14 protein-coding genes and 1 pseudogene are annotated in these 13,807 nt (G+C 72.5%); 11 read left to right on the top strand and 4 right to left on the bottom strand.

Annotated features, from left to right (window positions below):
* Positions 1-226 precede the first annotated feature (226 nt).
* On the bottom strand, positions 227-1,108 hold the full coding sequence (locus ACZ7L1_RS26885; RefSeq protein WP_471440573.1) for a polysaccharide pyruvyl transferase family protein: 882 nt from the start codon (positions 1,106-1,108) through the stop codon (positions 227-229).
* 231 nt (positions 1,109-1,339) lie between these two features.
* Here ACZ7L1_RS26885 and ACZ7L1_RS26880 point away from each other — a divergent pair, with 231 nt between their 5' ends.
* Complete coding sequence (locus ACZ7L1_RS26880) at positions 1,340-2,215, top strand: fructosamine kinase family protein (RefSeq protein ID WP_471440572.1); 876 nt, start codon at positions 1,340-1,342, stop codon at positions 2,213-2,215.
* 65 nt (positions 2,216-2,280) lie between these two features.
* Complete coding sequence (locus ACZ7L1_RS26875) at positions 2,281-3,078, top strand: N-formylglutamate amidohydrolase (RefSeq protein ID WP_471440571.1); 798 nt, start codon at positions 2,281-2,283, stop codon at positions 3,076-3,078.
* A gap of 16 nt (positions 3,079-3,094) precedes the next feature.
* On the opposite strand, the gene ACZ7L1_RS26870 is transcribed toward ACZ7L1_RS26875, so the two are convergent.
* Together ACZ7L1_RS26870 and ACZ7L1_RS26865 are read right to left on the bottom strand one after the other, a co-directional pair.
* A complete protein-coding gene (locus ACZ7L1_RS26870; RefSeq protein WP_471440570.1) occupies positions 3,095-3,580 on the bottom strand; it encodes a DUF2000 domain-containing protein in 486 nt (161 codons plus the stop codon).
* A gap of 177 nt (positions 3,581-3,757) precedes the next feature.
* Entirely contained in the window at positions 3,758-4,243 is a 486-nt protein-coding gene (locus ACZ7L1_RS26865; protein ID WP_471440581.1) for an Lrp/AsnC family transcriptional regulator, read from the bottom strand.
* Between the two features lie 244 nt (positions 4,244-4,487).
* Here ACZ7L1_RS26865 and ACZ7L1_RS26860 point away from each other — a divergent pair.
* A pseudogene (locus ACZ7L1_RS26860) lies at positions 4,488-5,921 on the top strand (alginate lyase family protein).
* Between the two features lie 173 nt (positions 5,922-6,094).
* Positions 6,095-6,301 carry a hypothetical protein gene (locus ACZ7L1_RS26855; RefSeq protein WP_103843427.1) on the top strand — a complete coding sequence of 69 codons (207 nt, stop codon included), beginning with the start codon at positions 6,095-6,097 and terminating at the stop codon, positions 6,299-6,301.
* On the opposite strand, the gene ACZ7L1_RS26850 is transcribed toward ACZ7L1_RS26855, so the two are convergent.
* Positions 6,290-6,589, bottom strand: coding sequence for a DUF5133 domain-containing protein (locus ACZ7L1_RS26850; protein ID WP_471440569.1), 300 nt, complete (start codon positions 6,587-6,589; stop codon positions 6,290-6,292). The genes ACZ7L1_RS26855 and ACZ7L1_RS26850 overlap by 12 nt on opposite strands.
* Before the next feature lie 242 nt (positions 6,590-6,831).
* Here ACZ7L1_RS26850 and ACZ7L1_RS26845 point away from each other — a divergent pair, with 242 nt between their 5' ends.
* The 7 genes from ACZ7L1_RS26845 to ACZ7L1_RS26815 all read left to right on the top strand — a co-directional run bounded on the left by ACZ7L1_RS26845 (position 6,832) and on the right by ACZ7L1_RS26815 (position 13,709).
* Positions 6,832-8,025 (top strand): hypothetical protein, encoded by a 1,194-nt coding sequence (locus ACZ7L1_RS26845; RefSeq protein WP_471440568.1) that lies wholly within the window; start codon positions 6,832-6,834, stop codon positions 8,023-8,025.
* Positions 8,026-8,390: 365 nt separating this feature from the next.
* Positions 8,391-8,768 carry an anti-sigma factor antagonist gene (locus ACZ7L1_RS26840; RefSeq protein ID WP_471440567.1) on the top strand — a complete coding sequence of 126 codons (378 nt, stop codon included), beginning with the start codon at positions 8,391-8,393 and terminating at the stop codon, positions 8,766-8,768.
* Positions 8,769-9,129: 361 nt separating this feature from the next.
* A complete protein-coding gene (locus ACZ7L1_RS26835) occupies positions 9,130-10,029 on the top strand; it encodes an STAS domain-containing protein (protein WP_471440566.1) in 900 nt (299 codons plus the stop codon).
* A complete protein-coding gene (locus ACZ7L1_RS26830) occupies positions 10,026-10,445 on the top strand; it encodes an STAS domain-containing protein (RefSeq protein WP_471440565.1) in 420 nt (139 codons plus the stop codon). Before ACZ7L1_RS26835 ends, ACZ7L1_RS26830 begins: the two co-directional genes overlap by 4 nt.
* Before the next feature lie 47 nt (positions 10,446-10,492).
* Positions 10,493-10,888, top strand: a complete 396-nt coding sequence (locus tag ACZ7L1_RS26825; protein WP_471440580.1) for an anti-sigma regulatory factor — start codon at positions 10,493-10,495, stop codon at positions 10,886-10,888.
* The gene (locus tag ACZ7L1_RS26820) at positions 10,885-11,955 is read left to right on the top strand and encodes a SpoIIE family protein phosphatase (protein ID WP_471440564.1); all 1,071 of its coding nucleotides are present in this window, start codon (positions 10,885-10,887) and stop codon (positions 11,953-11,955) included. Before ACZ7L1_RS26825 ends, ACZ7L1_RS26820 begins: the two co-directional genes overlap by 4 nt.
* Complete coding sequence (locus tag ACZ7L1_RS26815) at positions 11,952-13,709, top strand: PP2C family protein-serine/threonine phosphatase (protein WP_471440563.1); 1,758 nt, start codon at positions 11,952-11,954, stop codon at positions 13,707-13,709. Before ACZ7L1_RS26820 ends, ACZ7L1_RS26815 begins: the two co-directional genes overlap by 4 nt.
* Positions 13,710-13,807 lie beyond the last annotated feature (98 nt).

The raw sequence follows: 13,807 nt of genomic DNA, 5'->3' as shown, positions 1-13,807 counted from the left end.
TTGTCTGTTTTGAGTGGGGGGGGGAGAAAGGGTGGTGGCGGAGTGGCCACCGGAGGGGTGGGGCGGGGGGTGACCCCCCTCCCAGCCCCGCGGCCCGGTCGCCGCCCTGCGGGCCGCACCCTCGTCTCCGCATGCACGGATCACCCGTCTGGCCTGCACGGGGCACCGGGTCACCCCGAGCAGGTGGCCCCGCGGTGTGCGGCCGGCCCGGACGCCGGGTCACTGCTCAGGCCAGGTCGGTCCGCATCTCAGGTCCGGCCGTCAACGCCGCCACGAGTGCCGGTGCGTTGTCGTCGTCCGGGTCCTCCAGGAACTCGCGGCGCACCTGCCGGGCCGCGACCCGGCCGGAGGTCAGGCACCACTGCCACCAGTGGTCCAGCCGCCGGGTGGTGAGGCGGTCCGCGGGGACCAGGGCGGGCCAGCCGCAGGCTTCGGCCTGGGCGGTCAGTTTGGCGCCGCCCTCGACCGGGTCCACGGCCAGGGCCGGCACTCCGCCGCGCAGCGCGAGCACCAGCCCGTGCAGCCGGTCGGTGACCACCAGGTCCATCCGGGACAGCACGGACTCGAACTGTCCGGGCGTGGCGCACAGTCGCCAGTCGTGGCTGTCGAGCCGGGTCTCCAGCTCCACGCGCGCGCAGTCCTTGCCGGCCAGCCACCGGGTGACCGCCTCGGCGGCTTCGTCGTGCCGGCGCCTCTCCCCGTACTCGTACTGCCCGTGCGTGAGGATCACCCCGACGACGGGCGTGGTCGTCTCGCTCGGCGCGTGGGTGGACAGGTCGGGCACCGGGCCCATGGCGGGCGCGTCCCTCGGCAGGACCCGGTGGAATCCGGTGACGGCCGGGTCGTCGGCGTCCAGCACGGAGGTGCCGACCGCGATCCGCACACAGTGCGCGAAGCGCCGGTGCAGTTCCTCGATCCCGGGTCCGTGCAGTGGCCCGCAGATGAAGATCAGATGCGAATACGAGGCGGGCCGTACGTCGTCCAGGTGCAGCGCCGACGGCCGGAAGCCGGGGCTCCACGCCACGTCGTAGGGGATCCCCTGGTGACGCAGCACGTCCTCGACCCGCCGCAGGGCCAGCACATCTCCCGCGGTGGCCTCGCCGTCCACAAAGCTGAACCATCCGGTCAGCAGAGTCCTCAGATTCCTCGCACACACAACGCCTCACGAGTGCCCCCTCGTCACGTGCTCACTCATCTCGGCGGGCGTCCGCGGGTATCCGGGTCGGCGTTCACCGGCACCCCGTCGGCGCACCGGACGGCTGCGGTATCGTCCGGGCCGTCAAAGCCCGTGCGGCGCGGGCCGGGGAGTTCACGGAGTTCTGTCGACGAGGTGCCCGCCATGACCGAAGCCGATGAAGCCGATCAGGGACCCGGGGCCGCGGCGGCCCGGTTCACCGGGCGTCCGGTGACCGGTGAGCGCCCGGGGCCCGGTGCGCTCACGGAGGTCGTCCTCGACGGTGGCCGGGTGGTGATGGTCAAGCGCGGCGACGACCCCGGCTCCTTGCGGGCCGAGGCGGCCGGGCTGCGCTGGCTGGCGGACGCCGGCACGGTGCGCGTCCCGACCGTGCACGGTCACGACGAGCACTGGCTGGTGGCCGACCGTGTCCCACCCGGGCGACCGAGCGCCGAGGCAGCGGTGCGCTTCGGCCGCGAACTGGCGGCCCTGCACGCGGCGGGTGCGCCCGCGTTCGGCGCCCCGCCGCCCGGTGGTCCCGAGGACGCGTACATCGGTCTCGCCCCGATGCGCAACGTCGCGAGCGAGGACTGGCCGAGCTGGTACGGCGAGCACCGGGTGCTGCCCTATGTGCGCCGTGCGGTCGACGGCGGCACGTTGCGGTCCACCGAGGCGGCCTTGTTCGAACAGGTTTGCGAGCGGCTGCCGGAGCTGGCCGGCCCCGCGGAGCCGCCCGCGCGGCTGCACGGCGACCTGTGGAACGGCAACGTGCTGTGGGGCGCCGACGGCCACGCCTGGCTGATCGACCCGGCCGCGCACGGCGGACACCGGGAGACCGACCTCGCCATGCTGCACCTGTTCGGCTGCCCGCACGTGGACCGGGTACTGGCCGGATACCAGGGGGCGGCTCCCCTCGCGGACGGCTGGAAGGACCGGGTCGCGCTGCACCAGCTCTTCCCGCTGCTGGTCCACACGGTGCTCTTCGGCGGCGGCTACGCGGGGCGGGCGCTCGCGGCGGCCCGCGCGGCCCTGGCGGCCTGACCCGCCGCACACGGTGTCCCCCGCCCGGGTACGGTCTCCTGGTCACCGCACCCTCAGGAGCCGCCATGTCCCGCGCCACCGACGCCTCGTTCGACCTGTTGCCCGGCGCCGACGACTCTCCGGTGATCCTGCATGTGCCGCACGGGGCGCGGGAGATACCGGCTGACGCGCGTGAAGGCATCCTGCTCGACGACACGGCCCTCGCGCGGGAGTTGGATCACATCACGGACGCGCACACCAGCGAACTGGCCGGCCTCGCCGCGAAGGCCGCCACCGCCTCGCCCTGGCGATTCGTCAACCGGCTGTCACGGCTGGTGGTCGATCCCGAGCGGTTCCCCGACGAGCGGGAGGAGATGCTCGCCGTGGGGATGGGCGCCGTCTACACCCGCACCACACAGCGCGAGACACTGCGAGGGGCCGGCACCGACCCCGAACCGCTGCTGCGGCGCTACTTCCACCCGTACGCGCGGGCGATGACGGCGGCCGTCGCGGACCGGCTGGCCGCCACGGGCCGCGCCATCGTCCTCGACGTCCACTCCTACCCGACCGCCCCTCTGCCCTACGAACTGCACGGCGAGGGCCCCCGGCCACCGGTCTGCCTGGGCACGGACTCCTTCCACACGCCGCCCGAACTGCTCGCCCTGGCGCGCGAGGCCTTCGCGGGGTTCGGCGGAACGGGGGTCGACAACCCCTTCTCCGGGGCGTACGTCCCCCTGGAGTTCTACGGCTCACAGCCCCGGGTCACGGCCCTGATGGTGGAGATCCGCCGGGACACCTACATGACCGAACCGGGCGGTGCCGCGGGCCCGGGCCTCCCCCGCCTCGCGTCGGCGCTGGCGGCCCTGGTGGACGCGGTGTCCTGACGGTCGCCGCCGCGGGTCACTCCAGCAGCGGGAGCTTGCCCACGATCTTGCTGACGCGATTGCGCGGGCCCACGATGCTCACGGCGCAGTAGACGAGGTCGTCGGTGGCGGTCTTGCCCACGGTGGCCTGGTAGTCGGCGTAGACCAACGTCTCCTGGGCCGCGAGCGGCATGTCGGCGACGAAGGTGTCGGCGTACGAAGCCGCCTTGGCACGGAGGGCACGGAGGGTGTCGGCGTCCGCCGCCAGGACCGAGCAGCCGACCCAGGGCAGTCCGGGGTGCACGGTGCCCTCTGCGTCGGTGGCGTCTTCGCCGAGCAGGCCGGTCACCGCGGACTGCGTGGCCGCCGCGACGCAGACGGCGGCGTTGACGGCGCGACCCGGGGGCAGGTCCCGGTCGACGACCACGACCCACTTGAGCCGGGCGGCACGGGTCGAGACCGCCGGGTCCACCTCCTCGGGGGTGAAGCCGATCCGCGTTCCGGTCGTGTTTTCGTCGGACATGAGCTTTTCTCCTGAGCATTCCTGCGGCTGGTGCCGAGAATGCTAGGCAGATGTGCGGCTACGGCGCTTGACTGTCGAACTTTCGCAGGTGGTCGCAGCCGCATACCAATGGTGGTGCACTTCGTGCGGCAAGTCGCCGGATGTGGCGTCGAACGTGCGGAGAAGGATCGGTGCCCTTCACCGTTTCCCGCGCGGGGCCGCCGGGCGTTCGACGGCGGGCTCGATACGGCGGGACTGGACGTGCTCGTAGGCCATGGTGGTCTGCACGTCGGCGACCTCACGGCGTTCGGTCAGCCGGTCGATGACGAAGGCGTAGACGCCGTTGACGTCCGGGACGGCGACGTGGATGAGGAAGTCGTGCGCTCCGGAGGTGACGAACAGGCCGATGACTTCGGGCAGTTGGGCGGCCCACTCGCGGAACCCCTCGATGACGGGACGGGCCGGCGGCCGGATGCGGACCGAGATGAGGGCCTGGACCGGGCGGCCCACCGCCTCCAGGTCGACGGCCGCGTGGTAGCCCGTGATGACCCCGCGCTCGCGCAGCAGCCGTACCCGCTCCAGCGAGGTGGACGGGGAGACCCCCGTCCGCGCGGCCAGCTCCCGGTTGGTCTGCCGTGCGTCGTCCTGCAGTTCCCGCAGCAGGGCGCGGTCCAGTGCGTCCATGTCCATGCCGTCACTATGCCGCACGACGTTCGGCGGCAGCGGGGAATCTCCACACGGGTGCGCGTACCGGGAGGTGCGGCCCTTCGGTGGGCGGCGGCCCTTCGGCGTGCGCTCGGCGTCGAGGCCGCGCCACTTCTTGTTATCGGCCGGGTCCGGGGCCGTCTCCTGCGCGTAATCGCCCGCATCGACCATCCGACAAGACAGAGGACCCACCCACGTGAGAGCACAGATCAGCCGCCGGAACATGCTGAAGATCGCCGGTACGGCCGCGGGCGCGGCCGCCGTCACCGCCGCCGTCCCCGCACCCGGGGCGTCGGCGGCGGGCACGGCCTTCGCGCACCCGGGACTGCTGCACACCCAGGCCGACCTGGACCGCATGGCGGCCAAGGTGAAGGCGGGCGCCGCTCCCTACACGGCGGGTTTCGCCAAGCTCACCGCCAACCGGCACGCGCAGAGCACCTGGACGGCCCGCCCGGCGGCGACCGTCTAGCGGGGATCGGGCACACCGGAGAACTGCAGGGTTCTCTACAACGACGTCCACGCCGCCTACCAGAACGCCCTGCGCTGGCACGTCAGCGGCGACAGCGCACACGCGGACACCGCCGTGGCCATTCTCAACGCCTGGTCCGCAACCCTGACAGAGCTGGACGGCACGGCAGACCGGTTCCTCGCTGCCGGGCTGTACGGCTACCAGTTCGCCAACGCCGCCGAACTCGTGCGCGACCGCGACGGGTTCGAGCCGGCCCGCTTCCAGACGATGATGCGGTCCGTCTTCCTGCCGGTCAGCTCCGACTTCCTCACCCGCCACAACGGCGCCTACGTCAGCAACTACTGGACCAACTGGGACCTGGCCGCGATGGCCTGCGTCCTCGCCGTCGGCATCCTCTGCGACGACCGCACCGCGGTCGACCAGGCGGTCTCCTACTTCCGGAGCGGCAACGGCATGGGCTCGGTCAGGAACGCGATCCCCGTGGCGCACCCCGACGGCCTCGCCGAATGGGCCGAGGCGGGCCGCGACCAGGGCCACGGCCTGCTCGGCGTCGGCCTGATGGCCACGGTGTGCGAGATGGCCTGGAACCAGGGCATCGACCTGTACGGGTACGACGACAGCCGCTTCCTCAAGGGCGCCGAGTACGTGGCCAAGTGGAGCATGGGCGGATCCGTGCCCTACACGGCGCTGACCCGGAAGAAGGGCGCACCGGGCGTCTGGTCCGGCAGTGAGACGACCAGCAGGGCGGCCTCCGTGGATCCGGCCATGACCCGCCCGATCTGGGCCGTGATCGCCAACCACTACACCAAGCGCCGGGGGCTGGACGCCCCCTGTGTCACGCGGATCGCGGCCAGGACGGCCCCGGAGGGCGGCGGCGGGGACTACGGGCCCAACAGCGGCGGATACGACCAGCTCGGCTTCGGCACGCTGACGTTCACCCGCGATCGGGCGTCCACGGCCGGGGTGACGGCTTCCCCGACGCCCGCCTCGGGCGCGGTCACCGGGGCCGACAGCGGGTTCTCCGGGCCGTCGTCCACGGCCGGTCCGCAGGGCGGCCGGGGCAGCGACCTGGCGAACACCGGCTCCGCGGACGTCCCCGCGTGGACCGCCGCCGCGGGCGTCACCGCCGTCGCGGGCGGACTGCTCCTGCTGCGCCGCCGCGGGCGCGCCGGGCGCGACAGCGCGTGAGCCGAGGGGCCTGCGGCCGACCGTCGTACGACTGCCTGCATCTCCTCCTCGCACACGCCGAGCACCCGCCCCGCGACGTTCCGTGAAGGAGGGCCGATTCCGCCCCTTTCGGGATGCGCGCTGCGCCGTCTGGGGGAAAGGTGAGGGGAGGATCGACTCGCAGAGGAGACAGAATGTCGACGTCACAGCCCGATGCGTCGCGTCGTCCGGCCGATGACCGTGCCACGCCGGACGAGCTGCTGCACGCGTGCCCGCTCGAGACCTCGGCGGAGGACCTGGTCCTCGCCTCGGGGCGGGACATCACCCCCAAGACCCTCGCCTGGGCGGAGCGGAAGCTCGCCTCCGAGGGGCACGCCGCGCTGGACAAGCTACTGCCTTAGTGATTCCCGGTCCGGAATCACGACGCCGGGGACGGAGCCGGGCCCCGGCGTCGTGATTCCGGACCGGTGCGGCTGCTGCGGGATGCGCTTCGGGCTGCCCTCGAGGAGCGCGTCGGCGGCGGCGACGGCGTCGCGCACGTCCTTGGTTCCCGTCATGACGCACAGCGTGTAGCTGACATCCGCCAGCTCTCGTACGGCTTCGGGTGTCTCCCGCTCGGCGAGCGCGATCCGCAGGGACGCGTACCGGGTCAGCAGTCTTCTGACGGCCTTGGGATCGGGAACGAGCACAGTGGGGCCCTTTCTCTGGTTTTTCCGTCCCGGCTCCCCCGTCTCGTGCGAAGCATGCACAACTCATCTCACACGGCCCGCCTTTGGCGCGATCTCGCCCCCCTCACCTCCCCCACGGCTCACCCCTCGGCGGACCGGGCCAGGGCGCGACACGCGATCACGACCGACCCTCCCCCTCCCGGCCGTTGACGTGCGCGGACCATACTGGGAGGTGTCCCTGTCCCCTTTCACCAGAGTGATCCATGGCAAAGTCCTCCACCGCCCGTGCCACGGCTCCCGACACCGTGTGGCTGGCCCGCGGGCGACACCCCGGCCCGGGCGCCGAGGACGCCGTCCGCCGCCGCCTGCGTGAGTTGAAGAGCGAGAAGGTCATCCAGGACGAGACCGAGTACGACGGTTCCCGGGAGGGCGCGCCCGCGCGCGCCTTCGAGGCGCGGTGGCTCGTCGCGGACGACGTCGTCGTACGGGCCCGCCTCGACGTCGGGGCGCCCGGCGACAAGGACGGCGCACAGGACTGGATGCTGGTGGCCGAGGCGGACCGGGCCTGGGACCTCCACTGGCCCTCTCCGGCCACCGTCTTCTGGCCCGACGACCCGGACGTGCCCTGGGACCACGACGTGGTGCCAGGGCTGCGCTTCAGGGAGATCAACCCGCTGCCCACGGAGGACCGGGCGATGCGGCGCCTGCTGAAGGACTGCGCGCGCCAATCGTGGAGCATCCACGTCGTCGTCCACGAGGCGATGACCCCCGACGAGCGCGGGCTGCGCCCCCTCGCACCGCTGCTGCCGCCCGGCCTCAGGCACCGCGTCGTGGAACACCGGGCCGCACCCGAGCAGTTCCAGGTGGTCAACTGGGCCCTCTACGACCTCGGGGCACGGGTGCCCCGAGGCGGTGCCGTGGTGCTGCCCGCGGCGCCGTCCGGTCCCGGCGCCGACGACAACGGGTTCAGCGTGCGCACGGTCTTCCTCGACGGTTCGCGCCCCACGGAACTCCTCGACACCGTGCGACGCTTCGCAAAGGAGCCCGCGCCCCTGCCCGAGGGTGCCGAGGAGGCCCTGTCCGCGCTGCGCGAGGAGTGGCATCTGACCACCCTCGAGGAGGAACTGGCCATGGCGCGCCGCCGGCTCGCCGCCTACGCCGAGGCGCTCGAGGCCATGACGAAGTCGCGGGACATGTACCGCGAGGCGGCCGAGCTCGCCCACGAGGCGCTGGCGGCCTACCAGGAGGCCGGCGCGCTGCCCGCACCGCGCCGGCCACGCAAGAGGGAAGGTTTCTCCCTGCGTACTCTGGCCAAGCCCCTGGAGCGTGTGGTGGACGGCGTGAAGTCGCTCGGTGTACCGGGCCCGCACAACGTTGACGCCGCCCCCGACGCGGAGCCCTCCGCGGACACCTCCCCGGCCGGGCCGTCGGACTCCGGGGGCTCCAAGCAGTTGTAGAGCCGCTCGTCCGGATCACGCCGGGTCCACATGCCGACAGCAGAGGGCCCCGCCGCATGCCGGGGGGAGGGACATCGGCGGGGCCGACGGCTCGAGGCACCGGGGGGCGGGGGCCCACGAGCGGTCTGAGGTGCTGGTGCCCGGCGTCCCGGGAAGTATGCGTGGCCGATTTCCGATTTCTTGTGTCACCCATCCGTGAGGGCCGGGTGTAGGCGGAGGTTTAGGGGGTACTCGGGGGCGAACTCGCTGTCGGGTGCTGCTCCGGCAGCGAGATGTTGATCACCTCAGGAGCTCGGGTCGCGGTGCATCGGTTGCCCGCCCCGGGGTAGGCGAGCCCCGCCACGCCGTAAGGATGGGAGGACATTGTGTCGGCTGAGCAGACGCCGCTGTCCATCGATGTGACGATGCCCCGGGAGGATGTCGCGCTGGTCACTGTGAAGGGTTTTCTGGACGTCGACACGGCGACGGAGTTGCACCACCACCTCGCCAACCAGATGCACCACGGCCGGCAGCATCTGTTGCTCGACCTGTCGGAGGTGCCGTTCATGGACTCGTCCGGCATCAACATCATTCTCAACGCCTACAAGGAGACCCGTCAGGTGGGTGGCTCGATCGGCCTCATCGATCCTGCCCCGGCCGTCCAGCGGATCCTCGACCTGACGGGGGTGAGCCTGACCGTCCAGTCCTACAAGACCGTTCAGGACGCACTGGACGACACGGGCGACGCGTTGAGCCGGCCCTAGGCTCGTGGGTGGGGCGCCGCTCTCAGGCGCCGGGCCGGGCCGCGGGTGTGCCGACCGAGGCCGGTGAAGTTGCGGGGTGACCGGCCGGGTGTGCTGACGGCGGGTCAACTGACGCGCTTGCGTCGGGGAGCGTCGTCCGCCCGTGTGGTCTCCGTGTTCGTCGTCGCCCGCCTTCAACGGTCCGACGCCGCGTATACGGACGGCAGTTGGCTGGATCCCCCGATCGTCGGATGATCTCCGGGGCGCCCTTCGGTGCCGAGGGGGATCTCCCATGATTACAGTGGTCGCGCGACAAGGAACCGCGCTCTCCGGGCAGGCTCCCCAGCCGTCGGGGGAGGGTACGTACGAAGGAGACAGGGACGTGACGGACCAGGAGTCGGCAACGAACCCAGGAGCGTCGACACGGGTCGTGGGGGACTTCCTGCTACGCCGTCGGGAGCAGATCTCTCAGCGCTGGGCCGACCAGACACTCTTCCGTACGGTGTTCACAGTGTCGCGCGACGAGGCCGTGGAAGCCGCAGGCTCTCTGGTGGAGGCACTCGCCGCGGTGGCCGCCTCCGGACGGATCGAGGACCTGCGCGCCCCGGGCTTCGCGGGGATGCGCGAGCAACTCACGCGCATAGCGGCCTCGCGGGCCCGTGCGGGCGCGACGCCGTCGCAGATCGCCGACGAGGTGGCGGCCCTGGGCCCCTCGATCAGGGAACTGCTGGGCACCGAACTGTCCGGGGCGGACGGCGAGGCGAGCGGATGGCACGCCGTCGCGCTCACCGCCCTGATGGGCACACTGCGGGTGCTGGTCATGGAGACCGCCCTGAGTACGGGCGAGGAGATCATCGAGCGGCAGCGCCTGCAGTTGCTCGAAGTGGCCACGCCCGTCATCAAACTGTGGAACGGCATCGTCGCCGTGCCGCTCATCGGCACCCTGGACAGCGCCCGCAGCCAGGTCGTGATGGAGAGCCTGCTGGAGGCCGTCGTCGCCCAGCAGGCCCGGTTCGCCATCCTGGACATCACCGGAGTGCCCACGGTGGACTCCCTGGTGGCGCAGCACCTGATGAAGACGGTCGCGGCGGCCCGCCTCATGGGCGCGGAGTGCATCGTCTCCGGTATCCGGCCGGCGATCGCCCAGACCATCGTGCATCTGGGGATCGACCTGGGCACGGTCCTCACCCGGGCGAGCCTGGCCGACGCCCTCGCCTACGCCCTCCACGAGTTGGGCGCCGTGATCGTCGACCGGGCGGGCCACGGAGGAGGCCAGCGGTGACCGGCGGTTTCCAGGACCCGAGGGGTGCTTCCGTCCCCGTACTCAGGCTCGGTGACATTCTCCTCGTCACCCTTCAGGGCGAACTGGAGGACAAGTCCGCGGAACAGCTGCAGCAGGACATCAGCGCGGCCATCGCGGGCAGTTCCGCCACCGGAGTCGTCATCGACGTCTCCGGTGTCGAGATCGTCGATTCCTTCCTGGGGCGCGTGTTCGCGGAGATCGCGGCGAGCGCCAAGCTGCTCGCCGCGGAGACCGTGGTGGCCGGCATGCGCCCCGCGGTGGCCATCACCCTGGTGGAACTCGGCCTCACGCTGCCGGGGCTGCGCACCGCGCTCGACACCGACGACGCCTTGCGAGTGCTGACCCAGGCGTCCACGCCCCTGTCCCACGGTCCAGCACGCCAGGAGAACGCGTGACGGAGACATCGGGCCGCGTCACCACATGCCTGCCCATCCGCACGGACATGGATCTGGCGTGGGTGCGGCAGCATGTGCGGCAGGCGGCTGCCGAGATCGGTTTCGGGCTGGTGGAGCAGACCAAACTGATCACCGCGGCCAGCGAGCTCGCACGCAACACACTCGTCCACGGCGGAGGCGGACAGATGGAGATCGCCTTCCAGGACAACGGCCGCGCCCGCGGGCTGCGCCTGTCCTTCGTCGACGACGGGCCGGGCATCCCCGACATCGAGCGGGCCCTCACCGACGGCTACACCTCGGGCGGCGGTCTCGGCCTCGGGCTTGGCGGAGCCCGGCGGCTGGTCCACGAGTTCTCGATCGACTCCCGTCCCGGCGAAGGCACCCGGGTCACCGTGATCTGCTGGGCCGCCGGACCGCCGCGGCCCCGCGAGGAGGTCCGGTGACCCGCGTCTGGGACGTGCCCGTGCACGACTCGACCCGGGTCCGGGACGTCACGGTGGCGGTGCAGGACACCTGCGGGCACGCGGGGTTCGACGACGGCCGTACGGCAGCGGCCGTGCTCGTCGCCACAGAACTCGCCACCAACCTGCTCAAGCACGCCGGCGGCGGCCGGATCCTCGTCGACACGGTGGACGCGGACCTCACCTCGGACGCGGCCGCCGGAAAGCCGGCGCTGCAGATCGTCGCGATCGATCACGGCCCGGGCATCCCCGACCTCGCGGCCGCGCTGGCCGACGGCTTCTCCACCACGTCCTCGCTGGGCGCCGGACTCGGCACCTGCGGGCGCATAGCGGACGACTTCGACGTGCACAGCGCGCCCGGGAGGGGCACCATCGCCCTGGCCCGGATAAGGGCCGGGTCCGGTCGTCGGCGGTACAGGCACGTCCGGCACGACCACGCCCCGGTGCGGGTCGGCGGCGTCAACATCGCCCTGGCGGAACCCCAATCGGGTGACGCCTGGGCGTGTGTGAGGTTCGGGGAGCGGGTCACGCTGCTCCTCGCCGACGGACTGGGGCACGGCCCGGCCGCGGCCGAGGCGTCCGACGCGGCGGTCCGGCAGCTGCGGGCCAGCGCCCATCTGCCGCCGGCGGAGTTGCTCGGCGTCCTGCACACGGTGCTGCGCAGCACCCGGGGCGCCGCTGTCGCGGTCGCCCAGGTCGACCTCGCAGAAGGGAGTCTGGCCTTCTCCGGCATCGGCAACATCGGCGCCCGGTTCCGTTCCGGCGGTGGCTGGCAGCACCTGCTGTCCCATCCCGGCATAGTCGGCGCCCACCGACCGGCGCACATCCCCTGTCGGCGGCTGCCCTGGTCGCCCGACTGTCTTCTCGTCCTGCACAGCGACGGACTGCCCAGCCGGTGGTCCCTGCGGGACGACGTGCCCTCCGCGGAGCTGGACCCCGGGGTGACGGCCGCCGTGATCGTGCGGGACGCCAGCAGTGCCGCCCGGCCCGTCCGCGACGACACCACGGTGACCGTGCTGTCCCCCACACCGCCGAAGCGTGAACCATGACCCACACCTGGCAGATCATCACCGCCGTCGATGCCGCCCGGGCCCGGATCGCCACCGCCCGGCTCGCGGCCGATCTCGGTGTCTCCGTCGTCGATCGCACCCGCCTGGTCACCGCGCTCACGGAGCAGCTGCGCCAGTGCTTCACCAAGGGTGGCGCCTGGCGGCTGACCCTCGGGACCACTCCCCCGTCACGGGGCGAGGAGCAACCAAGACTGTGGGTCACCGTCCGCCCCGACCCGGACGAGCGCCCCCACGAGGAACCGACGTGGCAGGCGCAGGTCGCGGCACCGGAGCAGGGCGGCCGGGCGGACACGCCGGCGGTGCGCGCCTCCCCGCCGGCCCTTGCCGAGGCGCTGTTCAGCGCAGACGACGACACCGCACGCGTCCTGGACGCGCTGACGGAGCAGGAGGCGCTGGTCGCCTTCCACCGTGAGGAGCTGCACCAGACGAACCAGGGCGTCCTCGCGCTGCACGCCGAGCTCGACGCCGCCGGCCAGGCGCAGCGCGAGCTGTTCGCCGCCGAGCGGGCCGCGCGCACGGAGGCCGAGGAGGCGCGCCGCCGGCTCACCTTCCTGGCCGACGCCAGCGCGGCACTGACGGCGTCCCTGAACCACCACGAGATCGTGCGCCTGCTCCCCCAGCTGCTCACCCCGACGTACGCGCGGACCGCCGACGTATGGCTGCTGGGTGACGGGGAGGCGGAGCCGAGCCACGCGCCCCGCCCGGCCGCCGCCGTGCTCGCCGCCCGCACCGGCCGCCCGCAGTACGCGGCGCCCCAGCCGGGCGGTCTGCCCGGCGTGGAGGACCGGCCGCCCTCCGCCCTGCACCCCACCCGGCCGCTGCTGTGTCTCCCGCTGTCGGCGCGGCAGGTGCCCCTCGGCGTGCTCACCCTCACCCCGCCCGGCGACCGTTGGGATCCGGACGACGCCGTGATGCTGATCGAACTGGCTCGCAGGGCCGCCATCGCGATCGACAACGCGCAGCGCTTCGAACACAGCCGCGACATCGCCGAGACGCTGCAACGGGCCCTGCTCACCGAGCTGCCCGCCACCCCCGGGCTCCGGCTCGCCGCCCGCTATCTGCCGGCGACCCACGGTCTCAACATCGGCGGCGACTGGTACGACGCCTTCCGGCAGCCCGACGGGAGCCTGATCGCGGTCATCGGCGATGTCACGGGGCACGGGCTGCACGCGGCGGTGATGATGAGCCAGCTGCGGACGGCCCTGCGCGCGTACGCCGTCGACGGGGGCAGCCCGGGCCGGCTCCTCACCCGGCTGCACCTGTTCCTGCACCATCTGCAGCCGGATCTGTACGCCACCGCGGTGATCGCCCGCTTCCGACCCGGCGAACCGGTGCTGACCTGGGCCGCGGCCGGTCATCCGCCCCCGGTGCTGCGCACGCCCGACGGCCGGGTGCACACCCTCGACGCCAAGCCGGGCGCCATGCTGGGCGTTCCGGTGCAGCAGGAGATCGAGGACCACACCGCTCCCCTGCCGCCCGGCTCCACGCTCGCCCTGTACACGGACGGCCTGGTGGAGCGGCGGGCGTACGGCATCGACCCGGGCATCGAGCGTCTCACCGAGGCGATGTCCACACTCGCCGTGCCGGACCCGAACGGCGGTCTGGAGGGTGCCGCGGACCGGGTACTCGAGCCGATGCTGAGGGACTCGGAGGGCGAGGACGACGTGTGCCTGTTGCTGTGTCACGTGGACGGCGAGACCGCCGGGACGGCTGGGGAGCCGCCCGTGCCGTGATCCTGGATGCGTATCCTTCGGCTTTCTGGCAACCGTCATAAGGGGGGCCGGGCGACAGCGCGACGAACGACGAGAACCGGCCGGAGTGCCGGCCGGGG

The organism is Streptomyces sp. NPDC107546 (genome assembly GCF_055639175.1).
Note: the sequence above shows the minus strand (reverse complement) of the source record. Positions and strands in the feature narration are given on the sequence as shown.

What these genes read in the sequence shown, in the direction of transcription:
- ACZ7L1_RS26880 (WP_471440572.1), top strand. Translation starts at nt 1,340, where the DNA reads ATGACCGAAGCCGATGAAGCCGATCAGGGACCCGGGGCCGCGGCGGCC.
- ACZ7L1_RS26875 (WP_471440571.1), top strand. Translation starts at nt 2,281, where the DNA reads ATGTCCCGCGCCACCGACGCCTCGTTCGACCTGTTGCCCGGCGCCGAC.
- ACZ7L1_RS26870 (WP_471440570.1), bottom strand. Translation starts at nt 3,580, where the DNA reads ATGTCCGACGAAAACACGACCGGAACGCGGATCGGCTTCACCCCCGAG.
- ACZ7L1_RS26865 (WP_471440581.1), bottom strand. Translation starts at nt 4,243, where the DNA reads ATGGACGCACTGGACCGCGCCCTGCTGCGGGAACTGCAGGACGACGCA.
- ACZ7L1_RS26855 (WP_103843427.1), top strand. Translation starts at nt 6,095, where the DNA reads ATGTCGACGTCACAGCCCGATGCGTCGCGTCGTCCGGCCGATGACCGT.
- ACZ7L1_RS26845 (WP_471440568.1), top strand. Translation starts at nt 6,832, where the DNA reads ATGGCAAAGTCCTCCACCGCCCGTGCCACGGCTCCCGACACCGTGTGG.
- ACZ7L1_RS26825 (WP_471440580.1), top strand. Translation starts at nt 10,493, where the DNA reads ATGGATCTGGCGTGGGTGCGGCAGCATGTGCGGCAGGCGGCTGCCGAG.
- ACZ7L1_RS26815 (WP_471440563.1), top strand. Translation starts at nt 11,952, where the DNA reads ATGACCCACACCTGGCAGATCATCACCGCCGTCGATGCCGCCCGGGCC.